General features: G+C 68.9%; 14 protein-coding genes, 1 tRNA gene and 1 riboswitch. Of the genes, 5 read left to right on the forward strand and 10 right to left on the reverse strand.

Annotated features, from left to right (window positions below; genetic code table 11):
* The first annotated feature begins 135 nt into the window (after positions 1-135).
* Together JNUCC0626_RS16300 and JNUCC0626_RS16305 are read left to right on the forward strand one after the other, a co-directional pair.
* Positions 136-1,095, forward strand: coding sequence for a ribonuclease inhibitor (locus JNUCC0626_RS16300; protein WP_394620604.1), 960 nt, complete (start codon positions 136-138; stop codon positions 1,093-1,095).
* An 81-nt stretch (positions 1,096-1,176) separates the two neighbouring features.
* Positions 1,177-1,950 carry a class I SAM-dependent methyltransferase gene (locus JNUCC0626_RS16305; protein ID WP_394620605.1) on the forward strand — a complete coding sequence of 258 codons (774 nt, stop codon included), beginning with the start codon at positions 1,177-1,179 and terminating at the stop codon, positions 1,948-1,950.
* Between the two features lie 10 nt (positions 1,951-1,960).
* Here the strand turns inward: JNUCC0626_RS16305 and JNUCC0626_RS16310 are convergent, their stop codons facing one another.
* Both JNUCC0626_RS16310 and JNUCC0626_RS16315 read right to left on the reverse strand, forming a co-directional pair.
* Positions 1,961-3,715 (reverse strand): AAA family ATPase, encoded by a 1,755-nt coding sequence (locus JNUCC0626_RS16310; protein ID WP_394620606.1) that lies wholly within the window; start codon positions 3,713-3,715, stop codon positions 1,961-1,963.
* Complete coding sequence (locus JNUCC0626_RS16315) at positions 3,712-5,097, reverse strand: vWA domain-containing protein (RefSeq protein ID WP_394620607.1); 1,386 nt, start codon at positions 5,095-5,097, stop codon at positions 3,712-3,714. Before JNUCC0626_RS16315 ends, JNUCC0626_RS16310 begins: the two co-directional genes overlap by 4 nt.
* A 24-nt stretch (positions 5,098-5,121) precedes the next feature.
* Between JNUCC0626_RS16315 and JNUCC0626_RS16320 the strand changes: the two genes are divergently transcribed.
* Positions 5,122-5,197: transfer RNA gene (locus JNUCC0626_RS16320), tRNA-Trp, on the forward strand.
* On the opposite strand, the gene JNUCC0626_RS16325 is transcribed toward JNUCC0626_RS16320, so the two are convergent.
* The 7 genes from JNUCC0626_RS16325 to JNUCC0626_RS16355 are packed head-to-tail and all read right to left on the reverse strand — an operon-like array spanning position 5,195 to position 13,896.
* Positions 5,195-6,013, reverse strand: a complete 819-nt coding sequence (locus tag JNUCC0626_RS16325; RefSeq protein ID WP_394620608.1) for a hypothetical protein — start codon at positions 6,011-6,013, stop codon at positions 5,195-5,197. The genes JNUCC0626_RS16320 and JNUCC0626_RS16325 overlap by 3 nt on opposite strands.
* A gap of 55 nt (positions 6,014-6,068) precedes the next feature.
* Positions 6,069-6,887: an ECF transporter S component gene (locus tag JNUCC0626_RS16330; protein WP_394620609.1), complete on the reverse strand. Its 819-nt coding sequence runs from the start codon at positions 6,885-6,887 to the stop codon at positions 6,069-6,071.
* Entirely contained in the window at positions 6,884-8,479 is a 1,596-nt protein-coding gene (locus JNUCC0626_RS16335) for an ABC transporter ATP-binding protein (protein ID WP_394620610.1), read from the reverse strand. Before JNUCC0626_RS16335 ends, JNUCC0626_RS16330 begins: the two co-directional genes overlap by 4 nt.
* A complete protein-coding gene (locus tag JNUCC0626_RS16340) occupies positions 8,476-9,585 on the reverse strand; it encodes an energy-coupling factor transporter transmembrane component T (protein ID WP_394620611.1) in 1,110 nt (369 codons plus the stop codon). The genes JNUCC0626_RS16335 and JNUCC0626_RS16340 overlap by 4 nt, the downstream gene beginning before the upstream one ends.
* Positions 9,582-10,499: an ABC transporter substrate-binding protein gene (locus JNUCC0626_RS16345; protein WP_394620612.1), complete on the reverse strand. Its 918-nt coding sequence runs from the start codon at positions 10,497-10,499 to the stop codon at positions 9,582-9,584. The genes JNUCC0626_RS16340 and JNUCC0626_RS16345 overlap by 4 nt, the downstream gene beginning before the upstream one ends.
* Complete coding sequence (locus JNUCC0626_RS16350) at positions 10,496-11,338, reverse strand: hypothetical protein (protein ID WP_394620613.1); 843 nt, start codon at positions 11,336-11,338, stop codon at positions 10,496-10,498. Before JNUCC0626_RS16350 ends, JNUCC0626_RS16345 begins: the two co-directional genes overlap by 4 nt.
* Complete coding sequence (locus JNUCC0626_RS16355; RefSeq protein ID WP_394620614.1) at positions 11,335-13,896, reverse strand: hypothetical protein; 2,562 nt, start codon at positions 13,894-13,896, stop codon at positions 11,335-11,337. The genes JNUCC0626_RS16350 and JNUCC0626_RS16355 overlap by 4 nt, the downstream gene beginning before the upstream one ends.
* Positions 13,897-14,212: 316 nt before the next feature.
* Positions 14,213-14,330, forward strand: a riboswitch (cobalamin riboswitch).
* 31 nt (positions 14,331-14,361) lie between these two features.
* On the opposite strand from JNUCC0626_RS16355, the gene JNUCC0626_RS16360 reads away from it, so the two are divergent.
* A complete protein-coding gene (locus tag JNUCC0626_RS16360; protein WP_394620615.1) occupies positions 14,362-15,366 on the forward strand; it encodes a prenyltransferase/squalene oxidase repeat-containing protein in 1,005 nt (334 codons plus the stop codon).
* 70 nt (positions 15,367-15,436) lie between these two features.
* Here JNUCC0626_RS16360 and JNUCC0626_RS16365 read toward each other — a convergent pair whose 3' ends face one another.
* The gene (locus tag JNUCC0626_RS16365; protein ID WP_394620616.1) at positions 15,437-16,441 is read right to left on the reverse strand and encodes an ADP-ribosylglycohydrolase family protein; all 1,005 of its coding nucleotides are present in this window, start codon (positions 16,439-16,441) and stop codon (positions 15,437-15,439) included.
* Positions 16,442-16,564: 123 nt separating this feature from the next.
* Here JNUCC0626_RS16365 and JNUCC0626_RS16370 point away from each other — a divergent pair, with 123 nt between their 5' ends.
* Positions 16,565-21,469: a tetratricopeptide repeat protein gene (locus tag JNUCC0626_RS16370; RefSeq protein ID WP_394620617.1), complete on the forward strand. Its 4,905-nt coding sequence runs from the start codon at positions 16,565-16,567 to the stop codon at positions 21,467-21,469.
* Positions 21,470-21,512 lie beyond the last annotated feature (43 nt).

The raw sequence follows: 21,512 nt of genomic DNA on the forward strand, positions 1-21,512 counted from the left end.
GCTCGACCCGTTGCTGGCCTGGCTGCGCACCGGTGCGACGACGGGCGAGCGGCTCGACTTCCCCACCGGCACGGCGCTCCGGACGGCAGGCTCGACCTGTGCAAGCAGGACCTCGGACCTGCGGGCGCGGCGCTCGTGGCTCAGTCGTTGCGGCCTGGTGTGGTCCAGCACCTGCTGCTCGGCACCGACGGGCTCGGCGACGGCGCGGCGGACGTGGCCGGCGAGGCGGCGCGGCGCGAGGTCGAGACGCTTTACCTGGGCTGCAACGGGATCACGGCGGGAGGCGCGTGCCGTCTCGCCGACAACCTGCGGATGTCACCGCAGGCCAGCCGGGTGACCGGCATCTGGCTCAAGCGCAACCCCATCGGTGACGGGGACGCGGCGGCCGCGCTCGTAGAGTCCGCGAAGTCGTTGCGCACGCTCGATCTCGTGCAGACCGATCTGGACGCCGACGCGGTGCGGCGGCTGGTGGCGGCCGTGCTCGTCGCGGCCGCGCAGGGCAGGCCGGTGGAACGGCTCTACGTCGGTGGGAACCCGCTCGGCCCGGCCGGTGCCGTGCACCTCGCGGCGCTGCTGGCCGCCGACGCGGTGAGCGAGTTGTACGTGTCCGCGGCCGGGCTCGGTGACGAGGGCGCGCACACCCTCGCGGACGCGCTCGTGCCCGGCAGGCTCCGGCGGATCTCGGTGGCCAGCAACGGCATCGGGCCGCAGGCCGCGGCCAGGTTGGTCACCGCGGCCGTGCGAGCCGGGGTCGAAGTGTGCGACCTCGGCCGGGTCAAGGCCGCCGGGGTGCTGGGCGCGCGGGACAACAGTCTGGACGCCGCGGCGGCGACGGTCATCGCGGAGGAACTGGCCGCCGGACCGCACCGGTTGCGGCACCTGGTGCTGAGCAACACCGGGATGCGCAGCCAGGCCGCGCACCGGTTGCTCGACGGCGCCCAGCGCGCGGTCACGCCCACGCGTTTCGTGCTGGGCAAGGGAGTCGCGGACAGCGTGCGGCGCAGGCTCGACGCGGTGAGCGGCGCGATTCCCGCGACGCCGCCGGTGCACGCGGACGTGGCGGCGGTGCGCAGCGTTCACCGCCAGCCTATGTGAGCGGGCGAGTTGCCCCCGCGAAAACCATTGGTGAGGCGGCTTGCTCCGCTGATGTACTGAATGTGCCAATGTGAATGCCGCGTGACGGGGGTAGTGGTTGTGACGGGTTATGGCGAGCTCGCCGAGGTGTACGAGTGGCTCATCTCCGACGTGAAGCTGACTCCGGCCGAGTTCGCCGCGTCGTTCGACGACGTCCTCACCCTCCTGCCGCCCAACGCTCACGTCCTCGATTGTTCGTGCGGAACCGGGCAGTTGGCGGTGGGCCTCGCCGGTCTTGGCATGCAGGTGGTCGCCACTGACGCCAGCGCGGCGATGGTGCGTCGGACCGCGGAGTTGGCCGGAGAGCACGGGGCATCGGTCCGGACGGTGCGAGCAGACTGGGAGGAGTTGCCCGGCCACTTCGACGACGCCACGTTCGACATGGTGTTCTGCGTCGGCAACTCGCTGCACCACGCCGTGGGCGCGAAAGGCAGGGTTGCCGCTCTGGAGTCGATGTCACGGCTGCTGCGCCCCGGCGGGCGGTTGGTGCTCACCTCCCGCACGTGGGAACTCGTGCGAGCCAGAGGTTCCCGGCTGGACATCAGCGACCGGCTCGTCCGCCGGAACGGCCGCGATGCCGTCGTGGTCTACCGCTGGGACATCGCGCCGAACTGGGAGGACGAGCACCACATCGAGATCGCGGTCGCGCAGCTGGATGCGGCCGGGCCGGTTTCTGTCCGCTCGGAACTGCTGTCTTGCTGGCCCTACCGATACGACGAACTCGAAGCCGAGTTGCGCCGGGTGGGACTTCGGACGGAAATGAGCACGTTCAACCCCGAGGCCGAGAACTACCTGGTGGTGGCGAGCAAGGTGTAGACGCGCGCCACTAGCGCGGGATCGACGCGAAGACCTCCATCCAGAACCGTTGCCGGTCCTCCGCCACGCCGACCAGGTAGGTGGCCCGCAGTTTGGGCGGCAGCAGCGCGACCAGGCGCGTGATCACCTCGCGGTGCTTGCGCAACTGGGACAGCTCGGCGTTCGCCAGCACCTGGTGCACGACATCGCCGTGGTGGCCGCCCTCGGGCGACTCGCGTTCGTCGCGCAACCGTTGCTCCCACAGGCCCGCCTGCAGCGCGATCTCACCGAGGCCGGTCACCTTGCGGTTCGCCAGCCGGTCGAGCAACGCGGTCAGCGGCACGGGCGCGTACTCGCCCTCGCCGAGGTAGATCGTGGCCAGCTCGAGCGGCAGGCCCCGCTCGTGCAGTTTGACCAACCGTTCGATGGTGCGCTTGGTGATCCACTCCCTGCCCTCGTCGTCGATGTCGTGCTTCCACCACTCCAGCACGGTTTCCGCGACGCCGCCGTACCGGCTGATCAGCCACTCGTTCGCGGGGATGTCGGCCGGGTCGACGACGAGCGAGCAGGTGAACCGGGTCGCCTGCGCGATGTTGTTGCGCGCCACCAGGAGTTTGCGGCCCAGGTGGTACGGCGGGTTCTGGATCGCGACCTGGGCACGCAGGTTCTCGATCCGCTGCCCCGCGAGCGACCACTCCTGCGTGATCTCCATCAGCCGGGCGAACGCGGCCTTGTCCTTGGGGCGGTTGTACTCGTCCCACACGATGGCCTTGGGCTCACGACCGGTGAACGGCCGCGCCATCAGGTTCTCCAGCGTGCCGTCGGCAGTCGGCAACGGCGCGCAGAGGTCCTCGACGTTGGTGACCGGCAACGAGAAGTACAGCGGGTCGCGGCCGAGTTCGGTGCGGATCGTCTCGCGCACGAGTTCGGTCTTGCCGCAGCCGGGCGGGCCCTGCAGCAGCACGCTCCACCGGTTGCGCAGCGCGGCTTTCAGGACCTGCCGCACCGGATCCGGCACGGTGGAAGGATTGCGCACGCCTAGTGCGGTCGCGAGCCGGTCCAGGATCTCCGCCGTGCGGTCGCCGCGCTCGTCCTGCAGGCGCAGCCGCTCGCCGTTGACGAGCGGAAGTGCCCAGCGCAACGGGAAACCCTCGCGGGCGTTCGCGAGGACGTGCTCCATCGTCCGCGGCGACAACAGCTCCCGCACTTCCGGCCCGAGCGAGTTCCACACGCCGAAGAACGCGCTCAGGTCCCACTCGCGGTAGCGCGCCGACAGGGTGGAGCGCCAGGCCGTGTCGTTCGCGGTCATCCGCACGGTCACCATGCGGTCGAGGATCGCGAGGTCGCTGCGCCGCGCGGACGTTTCGGCGAGCGACTCGTTGTCGGTGAGGAACACGCCGATGCAGCCGAGCGCGCGCAGGTCGTACTCCCCCAGCGTCCAGTTGCACGCGACCTGCATCAGCTGCGACTGGATCGTCTCGCCCGCCTGCAGCGAGTCGTCGATGAGCAGCACGAACTTCCGGCCGGGCCGCAGCTGGCTCATCACGAGCTGGCGCAGCACCAGCTCGCCGTCCTCGCGCACCGGGGCGTTGATCAGCAGGTCGTCCGGCGTGAGGTTGGCCGCCGGCACGAACACGAGTGCGGCGTCCGGGTAGGCCTGCGCGACGTGGGAGAAGAACGTCGCGGTCTTGCCGATGCCGTGCGGGCCGAAGATCTGGCCGGTCTGGCCGATGTCGATCATCGCGTCGATGAACTCGGTCAACTTCGGTTTCGTCGTGGTCGTCATCCGGTTCGTCCTGTCACAGGCCGCACGCGGTGGCAGGCCATCGGTGGTGTGTGGTGGTCGGGCCAGTCGTCGCCGTTCTCGGTGATCAGCCAGATCCACTTGTCCGGCTCGGCGGGCGTCACGTGCGGGGCGTAGCCGTCGGTCACCATGACCACGGCGTCCACGTGCTCCTCGAAGTGCTCCCCCTCCACTGTGGACCGTCCCTCGACGTAGTCCACGACGGACTGGAAGCTGGTGCCGCCACCGCCGTACACGGCCGCACCCGGTTGGAACGGCATGACCACGCCGTCGAACGCGAGCCAGTGCGCCTGCACGCCGTCGATCCCGCCGACCAGATCGATCATCCACGCGACGACGCCCGCCGGCATCGAGCCGGACGTGTCGTACGCGATGACCAGCACCTTGTCCCGCACCGGACCGCGGCGCGACAGCATCGGGTCGTGCCCGAGCACGCTGAGCACCGCGCCGCGCTTCTTCGGGTACACCAGCCGTTCACCCTCGCGCAGCTTCGAGCCGAGCACGTCGACGAGCCACCGCTGCCACCAGTCGACCTTGCCGCTGCGCGCCGTCGTGCCGCGCAGGATCCCCGCGCCCAGCCTGCCCCACGTCCTGCCCGCCACGTCCTCGGTGCGGTTCATCAGGTCGAGCACCTCGGACTCGGCGTTGCCGTTGCCGCGCCGGGCGGCCAGCAGCGTGTTGAGCAACGCCGACGTGACGACCGCGTCGACCGCCTCCTGGTCCAGCGGGATCGCGTGCGTCACGTGCACGCACAACGGCGCGGGCACGGGCGGGTGCGCCATCCGCTTGAGTTCGGAGTAGACACTCGTGTCGGTGATGATGAAGTCCGCGTACGCCAACGGAACGAGCCCGCGCCCGGTGAGGTCGTCGGCATAGGCCTGGTAGACCTCGGCCGGATCGATGCCGATCGGTTTCCCGTCCCGCACCGGCAGCCCGCGCCCGAGCCGCACCTGCGCGACGTGGTTGATCACCACCTCGGCCGCCGTCGTGAACACCGGGTCGTCCCGCATCTCCTGCTCCACGAACAGATGCCGGTGCACGAGGTGCCGAGCCTCGTGGAACAGCACGAACTTCACGCCCTCCAGCCCGATGCGGACGAAGAAGTCCGGGTTGAACAGGAGCAGGCACGTGCCGTCACCGGACGCGACGACGGCCGCCGTGTCGATCGCCGTCGTCGCGATCTGGTGCGGGCACTTCGAGTAGAGCCACGACGCGACCGCGGAGTCGGTGAGTCCGAAGTCGAGCAGCGCGGCCTCCTTGAGCCGCGTGGCCTCGGCGATCACCTCTTCCGCCGCCGGACGCCAGCCCAGCAACGCCCGCCGGTCCGTCAGGTCGACGACCGGAGTCCGTGTGCGATGTCCCATTTCCCCACCAGTAAGATCGGCGCCGACGGGCCGTAGCGCAGAGGTAGACGCACCGGTCTCCAGAACCGGGACACGCTGGTTCGAATCCAGCCGCCCGTCACCTTCCGGCGTGGGCGACCGCCGCGCTCGTGTGCACCAACTCCGCCACAGTTCCCAGGAACGTCGGCAACAGCTGCGCCATCACCGCCCACGAGTCCGGATCCACGCCGATCTCGTCGCGCACCAACGGCGCCAGCACCGCGGCGGCCTCTCGCGTCCGGCGCGGGAACAACTGGCGGCCGAAGTGGAGCACCCCCAGCACCTGCCGCGCCGGCTTGGTCTGTTCGGCGTACTCGGCGGGCTCGACGACACCGGCCTCCCGCACCCGGCGGGTGAACTTGACGTGCGAACCGAACTGCGCGCGCACCTCACCCGGACAGTCGGCCCTCTCCGTCAACGCCCACCGCGCGTACCCCGGCAACGGCTCGTCGAGATCCGCCTCGGCCAGCACGGCCCAGTCCTGCTGCCCCACGACCCGTGCCGCGGACCGGGCGGTCTTGATGGTTCTCGCCTCGCGCAACCCGGCCACCACACCACGCGGACTGACCAGGACCTGCGGCTCCTCCGCCCGCACCAGCGTGGGCAGCACCCCTCGCGCACCACCGAACGGCACGCCGCGCAGGATGTCGCGCCGCGTGACGTCGAGTGTGTCGGCGTAGTGGAACACGACCTGGTTGATCGCGGGGTCGTCCTCCTCGAGCATCCACAACAGCGCGGACTTCGGCGGCCGCAGACCGTCGAGCCACTTCCCCGCGACGTCGGCCGTGAGCTGCTCCGGCTCCCCGATGCCGAGGCGGTGCCGCACGACGGCCGCGTCCTCCTGCTCGATCAGCGAGAGCAGGAAGTGCACGGCTGGTCGGTCGTTCCCCCTGTTCACAGCGGGGAGTATCGCAGAGGTGGTGGTGCGGCCGCGCCGGAATTCCCGCCGGCGGTCAGCGGTCCGCGAACGTCGGGATCGCACCGTACGAGGCCTTGCGCGACGCACGCCGCAACGTCGCGAGCACCGCCGGCCCGATCACCAGGATCGCGACCGTGTTGGTGATGGCCCGCCCGGTGTCCCAGCCCGCCGTCGAGGTCAGCAACGTGAACACGGCGAACCGGTGCAGGTTGTCGAGCACCGAATCCCCTGGCACGTAAGAGATGTGGCCATCGTGGTACGGCACCTCGGCGTCGGTGATGAACGGCCAGAACCACAGGTTCATCAGGAACCCGAAGACGTACGCCACGACAATGCCGTACCCGACCAACATGGCGATCTCCGCCTTGCCGGTGACGCGCTTGGGCAGCAGGCCCGCGCCCATGCCGATCCACGCCGAGCACATCATCTGGAACGGCAGCCACGGCCCGACGCCCGCCGTCAGCAGGGCCGAGGCGAACAGCGAGGTGCAGCCGAGCACGTAACCAAAGCCGGGCCCGAACACACGTCCGGCCAGGATCAGCATGAAGAACACGGTCTCGATGCCCGCGGTGCCCGCCCCCAGCGGCCGCAGAGCCGCGTTCACGGCCGACAGCACGCCGAGCATCGCGAGCGCCTTGGAGTCCATGCCTCCTTCGGACAGTTCGGCGAGGACGATGATGATCAGGATGGGCAGGATTCCGATGAACACGAACGGCGCGTCCGGGCCGTGTTGCATCGACTGCGGTTCGACGCGGACCAGCAGCGGCCAGACGAACATCATCAGGCTGGCGATCGAGGCCAGCGACAGCACTACCGCCGAGCGCTTGCCGATGGTCACCGCGGACGTGTTCACCGCACCTCCTGGGGCAGGGCCGCGCGGACGTCGTCGACGGTGAGCCAGGGTTCGCCGAGGATCTTGGCCACCTGGGTGGCGAACGCCGGTGAGCCGCCGAGGACTTCGGCGGTCGGACCGTCGGAGACGACCTCGCCCTCGGCCATGACGACCACGCGGTGGGCGATCGTCGCGACGAACTCGACGTCGTGGGTGGCGACCACGACGGCGCGGCCCTCGGCGGTCAGCTGGGCGATCATCTGGGCCAGCGCGGCTTTGGCGGTGTAGTCGAGGCCTCGGGTGGGTTCGTCGAGCAGCATGATCCGCGGTGCGGCGGAGAGCTGGACGGCGAGGACCAGCGAGAGTCGTTGGCCCTCCGAGAGGTCACGGGGGTGGGCGGCGGGGTCGATGCCCGGTGCGAGGCGGTCGAGCAGGCCGCGGCACACGCCTGGCTCCGCGCCGGATTCCGCGTCGGCGGCGTCGCACTCGGCCGCGACGGTCTGGAGGTACAGCAGGTCGCTCGCGGTCTGCGGGACCATGCCGACGAGCTTGCGACCCTCGGAGCTGCTCAGCGACTTCGGGTCGGCGTCGCCCACGCGGACGGTGCCGCCCTGGCGAGGGCCGGAGCCCTGGACGGCCCAGAGCAACGACGACTTGCCGGAACCGTTGCGGCCCATCATGGCCAGCACTTCGCCCGCGCGCAGGTCGAGGTCGACTTCGCGGACGGCGACCTTCGGCCCGTAGCGCACCACGACTCCAGACGCGGAGAGCAGGACGTCGCCGGTGGTCGTGGTCCTGGCAGGCGGGCTGCCGAGAACGAGAGTGGACGCGCGGCGGCGGGCGTCGCGGACCGACATCGGCAACGGGTCCCAGCCCACCAACCGTCCCAGTTGGACGATCGGCGGTGCGATCGGGGTTTCCCGCAGGACTTCCGGCGGGGTGCCGTCCAGGACGCCGCCGGTGCCCGGCAGGTAGATCATCCGGTCGGCGAACGGGATCACGCGTTCCATCCGGTGCTCGGCCATCAGCACGGTGGTGCCGAGGTCCTGCACCAGGCGGGCGAGGGTGGCGAGGACGTCCTCGGCGGCGGTCGGGTCCAGCGCGGACGTCGGTTCGTCCAGCACCAGGACCTTGGGATGGGTGGTGAGCACCGAGCCGATCGCGACGCGTTGTTGCTGGCCGCCGGACAACGTGCGCAGCGCTCGCCTGCGCAGTTCCGCGATGCCGAGCAGGTCGAGGGTTTCCTCGACGCGGCGGCGCATCACCTGCGGGGCAAGGCCCAGCTGCTCCATGCCGTAGGCGAGTTCGTCCTCGACGGTGTCGGTGACGAAGCCCGCCAACGGGTCCTGGCCCACGACGCCGACCAGGTGCGCGAACTCACGGGGCGGGCGGGAGCGGGTGGACACGCCGTCGACCGAGACGTCGCCCTCGAGGTGGCCGCCGGTGAAGTGCGGGACGAGGCCGTTGATCGTGCCGAGCAACGTCGACTTGCCGGCGCCGGTCTGGCCGGCGAACAGCACGAGTTCGCCCTCGCCGATGGACACCGTGATGTCGCGCAGCACCGGCTCGGACTGGCCCGCGTACCAGAAGCTGACGCGGTCGATTTCGATCATGCGGCCACTTCTTCTTCCAGCGCGGCGAACGGCGGTTCGGGAATCGGGGTGAGGAAGGCGGGCAGGACGCCGATCAGCACGCCCAGCAACGGTTCCCAGGACAGCAACGGCCAGGACAGCTGGATCAGCGACGGGTTGAGGTTCGTCGGGTCCACACTGGACGTCACGAACAGCACGGCCGCGACGCCCAGACCGCTCAGCGCCACCACGATCTCGGGAAGGTGCCAGCGGTCCGGGCGGTACCGCGTGCGCTGGACTCTCCTGCCCGCCATCCGGAATCCGATCAGGCCGATGAGCAGGCCGACGGACAGCACCGGCGCCGCGAGGAACCGAGGCGTGGAACCGTCGAGCGTCGCGTAGATGCCGACGCAGACGCCGATCAGGCCGACGATCATCATCGTGCCGGTCAGCACCCGTTGGCGTGCCTCGACGAGCCCCGCCCGGCCGTAGCCGCGGGAGTCCATGGACGCGGCGAGCTGCAACGAGCGCGACAGCGCGTCCTCCAGGATCGGGATCATGACGGAGTGCAGGACCTGGGTGCGCTTTCCGGTGCCACCGCGCAACTTCCGCGCGCGCCGCACCCGCAGCACGCTCTCGGCCAGCTGCGGGAAAACCGACAGGGCGACGATCACCGCCGTACCCACCTCGTACAGAGCCGGTGGCATGGCCTTGAGCAGTCGCTTCGGGTTCGCCAGCGCGTTCGCCGCGCCGAGGCAGATCACCATCGTCGCGAGGCGCAGGCCGTCGTAGAAGCCGCCGAGCAGCGACTCCGCCGAGACGTCCCCGAACAGCCGGATGCCCGCCGCCCACTCCGGCAGCGGGATCTCGGGCAGCCGCAGGACGATCGTCGATCCTTCGGCGCCACCGAACACGAGCCGGAAGAACACCCGGATCACCACGATCCAGACGCCCAGGATCAGGTAGAGCCGGAACGCCAGCGCCCACGGCGCCTCGGAGCGGCGGGCCACCACGACGTAGCCCGCCACCGCGATGATCGTGAGCAGCAGCCACGGGTTGGTGGTGCGGGTCGCCGCGACCGCGAGGCCGAGCGCCCACACCCACCACGCCGCCGGGTGCAGGTCGCGCGGCAGGAAGTACGCCGTCACGACTCGTTGACCCGCTTGCGGCGCCGGGCCACGAAGAACCCCGCGGCGAGCAGCACCAGCACGGCCCCACCCGCGGCCCACGGCGCGTAGTCACTCGCACCGGACGTCCGCTTGATCACCTCGTTGACGTCCTCGGCGTTCTCGCCGCCGCTGAACGCCACGTTGCTCGACGGGTCCTTCGCCTGCGGACGAGGACTCGCGCTGGCACGGGGTTTCGGAGGTGGCAGCGCTCCGGTTTCCGCGCCGGGCGGAGGCACGTTCTCCTGGGTCTCCCCCGCTTCCGGTGTGGCGTTCGGTTGCCTGCCCTGCACCGGTGCCTGCTGCTCATTGGGATCGTTCGTGACCGGCTTCGGTTCCTCGACCGCGTTGCACGGCCTGTTCTCCGTGCCGGGACGGACGGCGGCGACGCGCGGGATCGGGTTGGTGTCCGCGGTCGCGTTGAGCGAGAACGACCAGCCCTCGAAACCGCCCATGATGAAGTCGCGGTTCTTCACGCCCCACTGGCTGTAGTCCCACGCGCAGTTGTTCGCGGCGTGCCAGTACGACCAGTAGGCCGCTGCCGGAGGTGTGTCGATGCACATCTCGCGGTAGTTCGCGCGGCCGGTGATCGGGATGACGTCGGCGGCGGCAGGCTTGTTCTCGACGCGGCAGATGAACGCCTCACCCCAGCGTTGCACGCCCGCGATCTGGAACCCGGCACCCTTCAACGCGTCCAGGCCGGTGCCGCGGGTGGTCTGCGGGTTGCAGCGCACGTAGGTCTCGCCGCCCAACTGCTGAAAGTCGATGACGACCGTGACGCCCTTGTCGTCCTTGCAGAAACCGGGATGGCCCTTGCTCTGGTCGATCGCGGACGACGCCGGTGCCGCGCCCACGATCAGGGCGACGGCACCGGCGAACGCGAAGAGCGTCCTCATTGGACGGTGAGGGTGGCGGACGTGTACACCGTCACCCCGTTCCCGGTCGCGGAGATGATGTAGGTGTAGACGCCGGTCGCGGTGGGCGTGACGTTCTGCGTGCCGCCGGGCGTGGCCAGCGCGCCGGTCCACGAGCCGCCGCCGCTCGCCGGGCTGACCGAGCTCGCGCTGACCGACGTGGCGTTGGTCGACGTCCAGGTCAGCGAGGTGGTCTGGCCGAGGGTGATCTTGCGGTCCAGGTCGTTGATCGACAGGCCGATCGTGGGGTTGTTCGCGTTCACGGCCGGGTTCGTCGGCGTCACGCCGGGCACCGGGTTCGTGGAGGCGGACTTGTTGAGGGAGAACGACCAGCCCTCGAAACCGCCGGGGATCACGTTGCGGTTCAACGCGCCGTAGCTGCTGTACGTCCAGGTGCTGCCCGCGCCGTCGGCGTGCCAGTAACCCCAGTACGCGGCAGCGGGCGGCGTGTTGAAGCACGCTTCCTTGTACGTCGGGTTGCCGGTGACCGGGATGTTCTCGGTCGAGGACGGGCGGACGTTCAACCGGCACACGAAACCGAGACCCCAGCGAGTGGTGCCCGCGACCGGGATGCCCGCGTCCTGCAACGCCTTGACGCCCGTGCGGTCGGTACCGGGGTTGGCGTTCGGCGAACACCGCGTGATCGTCGGCGCGGCGGTTCCCCCGTTGCCGTCCAACTCCTGGAAGTCGACCACGATCGTCGTGCCGGTCAGCGCGTCCGAGCCCGTGCAGATGCCGTCGTAGCCGGCTGCCTGTGCGGGCGCGGCGAGACCGATCGTCAGTCCGATCAGGACGGACGAGACGGCGAGCGTCTTTCTCACGGTGTGACCCCCTTGTTGTCGAGCAAACGGCGAAGTACCAGGAAGAGCAGGACCGCGACGAGGAGCAGCAGGCCACCGATGGCGATCAGGCTCCAGGCGAGCCACTGCGGCTGCACGGCCTGGGCGGCGGCCTGCGGCTGGGTGGCGACGTCCGTCGGCTGCACGTCGGCGAGCGGCAGTCGCACCGCCGCCGACAACGGCGAACCCGGTGCGGTGAGCCAGGACCTGCCCGCGACGCCCTGCGCGGCGGCGAGGCTCGTGGGGAAGTCGGTCCTGCCGTCGCTCGCGGCGACGGATCCCCTGGTCATGCCGCCGTCCGCCAGCACCAGCTCTCCCAGCGAACGCGCGGTGTCGCCGGCGTCCAGCCCGGCGAACTGGCGGGCGGTCGCGACGGCGGCGCTGAGCACCGCGTCGGGCTCCCCCGCCTCGCCGGTGACGATGCCCTTGCCGTTCGACCTGGTGCTCAGTGCGGTCACGGCCTTGACGAAGGCCGCGGCGCGGTCGTCCGACCAGCCTTCGGGCTTCTTGCTCGGCGGTGCGTCGTCGGTGTGCGTGCGGGCCGCCAGTGCCGTCACCGCGGCCGCCGTGGCGCCGACGTCACCCGACTCGCACTTGCCGGCGTCGAGGTGCTCGGGGAACGTGCCGTCGGCGCACTGGCTGTGCAGCAACGCGTCCACGGACTTCCCGGGGTCCGTGGCGGTGGCGAGCATCGCCCACGCGTGGCGCTTCACGGTCGCGTCCGCGTCCGCGAAGTCGCCCTTGTCGGTGAACGTGCCGTCGTCGCCGCGCAGTTTCAGCAAATCGGCGCGCAGTTGGCGGACCTGCTCGGAGGCCTCGGCGAACTCGGCGATGACCACCAGTTTGGCGAGCGGTTCGGCGTAGGCGGCGTCGCCCTGTTCGTAGGGAGCGCCGTGGGCATAGGCCTTGATCGCGTCCGGGGTCAGCAGGAACTTCGTGGCCCGGTCGACGGAGTCGGGCTGCTCGCCCAACGCCCGCAGCGCGAGCACCAGGTCGGCGGTGGCGTCGTAGTCGACGTACTTCTGGTCGGCCTCGGTGACCTCGACGCGGTTGCCGCCCGCCATCCGGTTCACCAGGTAGGCGGCGAGCTTGGCCGCCGGGGTCGTGGTGCTCGGGCGCACGGCGGCCTGCACCGGCGGCTGCACCTGGCGGCTGACCGCCTTGGGGGTGTTGGTCCTGGGCGAAGCCGTCGTGGTCGTGGGTGCCGGGGTCGTCGTCTCGGTCCCGGCCTCTGGTGAGGTGGTGGTCGTGGCGGCCGTCGTGGTCGACGAGCTGGAACTTGTGGTGCTGGTCGTCGTGGTGGTGGTGGTGGTGGTGGTCGTGGTCGAACTGGTCGGCTCGGGCCCAACACCCTTGGCGAGGGCGTAGAACCCGACCTGCGACAACCCGAGCGACGCCTGCGCACTCGCCCGGATCCACGTGTCGAGCCCACCGATGCCGCTGCCGCGCGCCGCGACGTAGGACTCCGGGTTGTACGCGATGGCGCCGATCTCGCCGGCGAGCGAGTTCCCGGCGTCCGCGGCCGCGGTCGCCTGTGCGGACTTCAGGAAGCTCAGGCCACGGTCGACGGCGGCGTTCGCACCGCCGTTGTCCGCGAGCGCCTGCACGATGAGTCCTGTGCTGTTGGTGTTCGGGGCCTCGGTCCCGACACCACCGCCCCAGCCGCCACCGGCCGTCTGGTTGCCGACGAGCCACGAGACCGCGCGGCCGATGGGCTCGTCGAGGTTCTGCGCACCGGCCCGTTTCGCGGCCAGCAGCGCCGACAACGCGAGGCCGGTCGTGTCACCGTCGGGAGAAGCCGCGCCCGACGCCTTGCCTTCGTCGCACGACGAGACCTTGTAGCCGTCGGGGGTGACGTGATCACCCGTCTCGTCGGTCTTGACGAGGCCGAAGAAGATCCGGAAGTAGCCCTCGGAACACTGCTGCGTCAGCATCTTGTCGATGGCGAGCTGGTCGTTCTCCCCCGCCACCGCCAGGCCGATCACGCCGAGCGCCTGCCCGAACATGTTGGCGTTGTTGCTGACGTAGTCCGCGTACTCGGGGTTCTTCGAGTAGTCGCTGACGCGACCGATGTCCGGGCCGGACCGCCTGATCGCGCCCTTGGTCTCGGCGACCATGTCGTGACCGTCGAAGTTGCGCGGGTCGCGTCCGGAGATCTGCGCGGCGACCAGCGTCTTCGCCGCCGCGCCACCGGTGATGATGGCGTCGAATCCGCTGTCCGGGATCAGGCCGTCCCACGTGAAGTAGTCCGTGGCGTGCCCTTGGTCGTCGAGGTACTTCACGATCGGTTCGGCGAGCGCGCCGTCACCGGAGGCGTAGGCGGCGAACAGCACGTCGACCATCAAGCCGTGATCAGGAAGAACGCCACCGTTGGGATTTTCCAGGGTGCCGTCGGCGCGCAGTTTTGTGGCGAGCCATACCGAGTTCTGATGGGCGGCATTGCGATCGCTCGCCGCGGAGGCGGTACCTGCGATCAATGCGGCGATCAGGCCGGCGCTGACGGCGAACGACAAAGCGGCCACGATCCTGCGGCGTCGCATGCACTCCTCCTTTGCTCACGCTCGGGAGGACAGGCGCAGAACGCCGATGTCACCCCTGCTCTCGCGACAGCGGGTTGATCTGTTCATCCACCCGTTCGGTAACCCGACTCGCCACTTCGCAGTGGCCCACGGTTGCGCGACAGCGCCGGAATTCGACCGGCTTCCCCGTCACGGGCAGCGGTGTTCAGTTGTGATGGCGGCCGAGGTTAACACCCGATCACGTCCCCGGGGCACCGCTGACCAGGTCGGTTAGCAGGGTCACATCGGTCCGGTGGCGGTGCCGCGGTCCGGTTCGGCGTGAGAGCCTCTGCTCCGTCCAACTCCATCCAGCGTGGGTGCGGGGGAAGTCCGGTGAAAGTCCGGCGCTGTCCCGCAACGGTGTGCCTCCTGATTCGAGGCGAGCCCGGTCACCCGCCCCACGCGGTGCAGCCAGATCCTGTCGAGGAAGTGCGGGAAAGGTTTCTCATGAGACGTTTGGTGCTCGCTGTCGCCCTGTTGTGCGGCATCGGCATGGCCACCGCTCCGGCGGCCGCCGCCACCCAGAACAAAGCCGACGCCGCCGCGGGCTGGCTCGCCCGTCAAATGGTCGACGGTGAACGGTTCGAGGTCGACTTCGGCGGCACGAAGTACCCGGACCAGGGCCTCACGATCGACGCGATCTTCGCGTTCGCCGCCGCCAAGGCCTCCGACACCAACGCGGACAAGGCGATCACCTGGCTCGCCAAGCCGGAGATCACCACGGGCTACGTCGGCAGCGGCACCGAGGCGTACGCGGGCGCGCACGCCAAGCTGATGCTCGCCGCCCAGGTCCGCGGCAAGAACCCGTCGTCGTTCGGCGGCGTGGACCTCAAGGCGGGCCTGCTCTCGCTGCTCACGCCGTCCGGCCGGTTCTCCGACCGCTCCGACTTCGGCGACTTCTCCAACGCCTTCACCCAGTCCTTGGCGTTGCTGGCGCTCGACCGCACGCCGAGCGGTGCGCCGGCGTCCGCGAAGACGTTCCTGGCGGGCACCCAGTGCCCCGACGGCGGATTCCCGCTCGACTTCGGCCAGACGCCGTGCGCGAGCGACGTCGACTCGACCGCCATGGTGGTGCAGGCGTTGCGCGCCGTCGGTGACAACGTCAACGCCGCCGAAGGCACGACCTGGCTGGTGTCCAAGCAGAACACCGACGGCGGTTTCTCCGTGGGCGCCAACGCATCCAATGCCAACAGCACCGGTCTCGCGGCCGAGGCGCTGGCCGGTCACCGTCCGGCCGCGGCGGTGCAGGCGCGGCAGTTCCTGCGTTCCCTGCAGGTCGGCTGCTCGGGTGCGGTCGCGGACCGTGGCGCGATCGCTTACGACGCAACGGGTTTCGACCAGTCGACCGCGCCTCGTGCTTCGGCACAGGCGATTCTGGGGATGACCGGGGTCAAGCTGTCCGCGTTGACGGGCGGCGGCAAGCCGCAGGCGCCGGTGCTGGCCTGCCCGTGATCTGAGTCGGTGGGCGGTGGTTTCCTTCGCTGTGGCAACGGAAACCACCGCACGCCGCTACCGGGATGTGCTAGTTCCCGTCGTTGCCACGCAGGTGTGACGCGAGCGCTGCCAGTTCGTCCGTGTGCTCGATGCGGTCGACCCAGTCCGAGGGCCACGCGTCCAGGCCGTGCGCGGCCCCCACGAACGCGCCGGCGATGGCGGCGATCGAGTCGGAGTCGCCGCTCGTCCTGGCACCCCGCACGATGGACCGCACCGGGTCGTCGGCGTGCCGGACCGCGCAGTACAGGCCGCTGGCGAGCGCCTCCTCGGCGATCCAGCCCTCACCGGTGGCGAGGCTCGCGTCGAGGCCGTCGTCGGGCCGGGCGAGAGCAGCCACCAGGTGCTCGAGCACCGCCTTGCACTCGTCCCAACCACGCGCGATGAAGTCGGCAGGCGTGGTGGCGCCCGGCGACCTCCACAGCGCGCCGAGCCAGTCCTCCCGGTAGATCTCGCGCTGGTCCGCGCACCGCGCCAGCAACTTGCCGGGCACGTCGGCCAGTGCGCAGCCGTCCACCACCAGCCGCGTCGCGTAGGCGGTGAGCTCGGACGCCGCCAGCGCCGTGGGGTGACCGTGCGTCATCGCGGCCTGGAGCTGCGAGACGCCGGCGAGCACGTCCAGATCGAGGCCGGGAATCAGACCGACCGGGGTCACGCGCATGTTCGCGCCGCACCCCTTGGACCCGGCCACGGTCGCCTCCACCCACGGCATACCCTCCGCAAGCCCGCCAACCGCACGCAGGCACGTCATACCGGGCGCGCGGTCGTTCTCCGGACTGTGCGCCCACGCCACGAACCGCTTGCGCAGCTGGGGTTCCAGGGCGTCCGGGGTGAGGTCGACGGCGTCGTGCAGGGCCCAGCCCACGGCCAGCGCCATCTGCGTGTCGTCGGTGAACAGGGCGGGGTCGCCCTCGAGGTCGTCCGGCCCGGCGGGGCCGAACTGCTCGTCGATCTCGGCGACGGTCAGGAACTCCGTCGGCTTGCCGAGTGCGTCCCCGAAGGCCAGCCCGTACAACGATCCCCCGATGCGATCCATACGACTGACCCTATGTCACCCGGCCGCTGTACACGGTCAGTAACGACCTGGGTCGTGGCGGCGACTGAAAGTGGGCGACGTGGCAGAGATGTCCGAGCGTTCGCAGAACGAGGGAGTGGCGCAGTGCGGCGTGATGTGTTTGTCGGTGTGGGGATCGACCGCTACTCCGCGGACTTGCCCGATCTCGACCACGCGGTCGCTGACGTCAAGGCGGTGGCGGAGGCGCTGTCCCCGGCGTTCACGGGCGAGCCGTTGACCAATGCCGATCACGCTGCGGTGGACGGGTACCTGCAGTCGGTTCACGGCAGCGCGGACGGCGGGACCCTGCTGCTGATGTGGAGTGGCCACGGTCAGGACCTGGGTGGGCTTCGGTTGGCCACCAGCGACCGGGCCGATGGTGTGGCCGCGGCAGAAGTGATCCGCACCTGCGTGCTGTCCGGCGCGAGTCAGTTGTTCCTGGTGATCGATGCCTGCCAGGCCGGTGCCGCACTGGATTCCGGCGCGATGGCCCGGCGGTTGCTGGAACAGATCCCTCCCTCGGGCGACCGGGTGTGGCTGGGGATGCTGGTGTCGTGTTCCGCAGCGGACATCGGCGCGCGGGACGGAGAGTTCGGCCGGTTGCTGGTGAAGCTGCTGACCGAGGGACCGGATTCGGCGGATCAGCGTCGGCGGTGGTCCAGGCACAACGACCGCGTTCTGGGCGAGGACCTGGGGTGGGCGTTGCAGGAGGAGTGGCAGGGCATCGACCAGAAGCCCGAGTTCCTCAGGGACGGACACCCTCTGCCCGTCGTGCCCAACCCCCTCTACGACGAGGGCGCACCCGAGGAGGTCGTTGAGCACCTCCTGCGGGCGGCTCGGGGTGGCGGGCCCGGTGAGCTGCGGTCTTGGTTCACCGGACGGACCGCAGAGGTGGACACGGTGGTGTCCTGGGTTCTGGCCGGTGATCCCGGGGTGCGAGTGGTCAAGGGCTCTGCGGGCACGGGGAAGTCGGCTGTCGTCGGCCGGGTGGTGTCGGTGTCGAACCCGCACGAGCGGGAACGGCTTCAGGACGCGGGCGAGGTGTGGACGCATGCAGATCCTGGTGTCGGGTCGGTGGCGGCGCATGTCCACCTGCGGGGTCTGACCGTCGAACGGGTCGCCGAAGCACTCGACGGGCAGCTGGTTCGCAAGCGCGTCCTCGAACCTGGCCCGGATGGTCGGCGCAACGCTGCGGAACTGGTGGGTGCCCTGCAGCGCGTGGCGGAGGCCGAGGCTGCCCCGCCGGTTGTGGTGCTGGACGGCTTGGACGAGGCCCGCGGCCACGCTTTTGGCATCGCCGAGGACCTCATCGCCAGGCTGGCACCGTTCGCCATCGTGGTGATCTCGACTCGGCCGTTGACGCACCAGGACGGGTCCGCCTTGGTGGACACGCTACTGCCGGTCGAAGAGCTGAATCTGGACAGTGCGGAGTGCCTGGAGTCCGCTCGGGCCGCCATTGGCGCCTATGTGCGCGAACGCCTCACCGGCGTGCATACGGACATGGACTCCTCCGTGATGGCCGAGCATCTGACCGGTGAGGCGCTAGCCGCTGCGGATCGGCCGTTCCTGCTGGCCAGGGTCATCACAGACCAACTTCGAGCAAGGCCTGTGAGCACCCTCCTACCGCAGTGGCAGGACCTGATCTCGCATTCGATCGAGGACGCCTTCGACGCCGACCTCGCGAGAGTCGAACCACAGCCGGGTCGCGACAGTGGCGCATCCGCCGCACGTGAGGTAGCTCGTGCCATGTTGACCGCTCTGACCTGGGCGCTTGGCGCGGGCTTCCCCGAACAGGAGTGGCTGACTGTGGCTTCTGTCCTGGCCGACACCGAGGTGGGGCGGGACGACGTGAGCTGGGTGCTCGACCAGTTGGGTCGCTACGTGGTGCAGGACGGTGACTCAGGTGTCGCGGTGTATCGGCTGGCCCATCAGAGTTTCGCTGATCATCTGCGGCCTCCCTTCCGTCCCACCGGTGAGGATCCCTTCAACCCCACCGCTCGCACCGTCACCGCGGCGCTCTTGCAGCAGTACAAACAACTACTGGCCGAAGGAGTGCCTGCTAGAACGCCCATGTATCTCTGGCGGTACGCCTGGATACATGCGGCCAACGCGGGCTTCCAGGGACTTACCGGTCTGCGTCATATCGCATCTACGCACTTCGAACTCCAGTCCGATGTCGCGCTCGCCGCACTCCAGGTGGCCGAGACAGCAGCAGCCTGGGGTCGACGTGTGGAGGCGGTGGCGCCGACCGAGGAAGCTGTCACCACATACCGAGCACTCGCCGAGGAAAACCCCACCTACCTACCCGACCTCGCCATGGCACTGAACAACCTCGCTATCGGCTACGGCAAGGCAGGTCGGGACGTAGAGGCGGTTGCTCCAGCCGAGGAAGCTGTCACCACATACCAAGCACTGACCGCGAAGAACCCTACCCACCTGCCCAACCTCGCCGGCGCATTGAACAACCTCGGCGGCCACTACAGCGCAGTGGGCCGATGGGCAGAGGCCGTGGCTCCAGCAGAGGAAGCCGTCACCACATACCGAGCACTCGCCGCGAAGAACCCCACCTACCTACCCGACCTCGCCATGGCACTGAACAACCTCGGCATCCGCTACAGCGAGGTGGGGCAGCTCGCAGAAGCCGTGGCTCCGGTCGACGAGGCCGTCACCACATACCGAGCACTCGCCGAGGAAAACCCCGCCCACCTACCCGACCTCGCCGGCGCATTGAACAACCTCGGCAACCGCTACAGCACCATGGGGCGGCACGCAGAAGCCGTGGCTCCAGTCAAGGAAGCTGTCACCTTGCGCCGAACACAGGCCAAGGAAAACCCCGCCTACACACCCGACCTCGCCGCTGTCTTGAACAACCTCAGCAACCGCTACAGCGATGTGGGACAGCTCGCAGAAGCCGTGGCTCCGGTCGAGGAAGCTGTCACCACATACCGAGCACTCGCCGAGGAAAACCCCGCATACCTGCCCAACCTCGCTAGCGCCTTGAACAACCTCGGCAACCGCTACAGCGCAGTGGGGCGGCGCTCAGAGGCCACGACGCTGACCGAGGAAGCTGTCACCTTGCGCCGGGCGCTCGCCGAGGAAAACTCCGCATACCTACCCGACCTCGCCATGGCACTGAACAACCTCGGCGGCTGCTACAACGAAGTGGGTCGGCACACAGAAGCCATGGCTCGAGTCGAGGAAGCCGTCACCACATACCGAGCACTCGCCGAGGAAAACCACGCCTACCTACCCGACCTCGCCATGGCACTGAACAACCTCGCCGGCTGCTACAACGCGATGAATCGGCACACAGAAGCCATGGCTCGAGTCGAGGAAGCCGTCACCACATACCGAGCACTCGCCGAGGAAAACCACGCCTACCTACCCGACCTCGCCATGGCACTGAACAACCTCGCCAGCTGCTACAACGCGATGGGCCAGCTCGCAGAAGCCTTGGTTCCAGCCGAGGAAGCTGTCACCTTGCGCCGAACACAGGCCAAGGAAAACCCCGCCTACCTACCCAACCTCGCCTTGGCACTGAACAACCTCGGTAGCCGCTACAGCGCCATTGGGCGGCACGCAGAGGGCGTGACTCTAATAGAGGAAGCTGTCACCTTGCGCCGAACACAGGCCAAGGAAAACCCCGCCTACCATCCCAACCTCGCCTTGGCATTGAACAACCTCGGCAGCTGCTACAACGAGCTGAGTCGATACGCAGAGGCCGTAGCACTAACCAAGGAAGCTGTCACCACATACCGAGCACTCGCCGAGGAAAACCACGCCTACCTACCCGACCTCGCCATGGCACTGAACAACCTCGCCAGCTGCTACAACGCGATGGGCCAGCTCGCAGAAGCCTTGGCTCCGGCCAAGGAAGCCGTCACTAAATACCTGACACTCGCTGAAGAGAACCCGACCCACCTGCCCCACCTCGCCTCCTCGTTGAACAACCTGTCTCTATATCGAGAAGAGAACAATGGCCCTGACGCAGCCAACGAGGTATGGCTGGTTGCCTTGGCGTCAGCCAGCAAGCAAAACCAGCTTTCACTCCTCGTCTTTCGGGCCGCTTTCGCACACCGCGGTGATCCGCGAACCGCAGTGTGGTTGTACCAGGGCACACAGGCAGAAGACCGAGGCTTGTCAGGCGCTGCACGTTCGGCGGCAAGGCTTCACTGGGCAGCCAACCCGGACCCATGGGCGCAGGCGTGGACCGACATCGATGGTTCACCGTTGCCTCCTTGGCTCATCCTTGATCCTGAAATGCTTGAAGTCGCCTCCGGCTGGATAGAAACCCGCACCTATGAGGACGAGTGCCACTATCTGACGGCACACCCAGAAATTCTGGATGGCGCGTTCGACGTAGCGGTGGATGAGTCGCTGCTCGAACTCTCGGAGGCTGATGCCTTCCGCTTCACAGAACTGCGCACCACCGCACAGTCCGACGGGATCGAGGTGGCCTACAAACCTCTACTCCTCGCCGTGTTGATCCATGAGTTCGTCCACTCTTCCTTCCGCGGGCAGCAGGAACTTCTGTTGGATCGACGAGCAGACCTGCTTGACAGCATGTCCTTCGCCTACCTGGACAAGGTTCTCGACGAGGTACAGGAGAGAGACAAAGCCGAGGTGGCGCTGGCGCTGCTGCACCTAGCGAAGGCCACGTCTGATGACTTCCTGGCCGAGGTCTTCACCGTGCTCAACGAGGCCGGATCGTTCGCTGATCTCCTGCACACCACCGCCAGAGAGTCGGACGCCATGATCGTCCGCGCTCTCGCTGTAATCACCATGTACGCAGCCCAAACGGCTAACGAGGCCGCTGATGCCTTGTTCTACTTCGCCGTGGCCAACGCGATCGACGGCGACGACAGCGCGCCATCGCTGCTCAACAAAGCAGTCCAGCAGGCGCCGGACAACCGCAATGTCTGGATCTCGCGGCTTGCCGGGCTCGGCGCCACCCGTCCCGCCGTGCTGACGCTCATTCCGACCCTGACCGAGGCGGATCCTGATGCCTGACAACGACCTCGTCGTGATGCTTCCCGGTATCACCGGCAGCACC

Source organism: Lentzea sp. JNUCC 0626 (assembly GCF_043632865.1).
Lineage (GTDB): Bacteria > Actinomycetota > Actinomycetes > Mycobacteriales > Pseudonocardiaceae > Lentzea.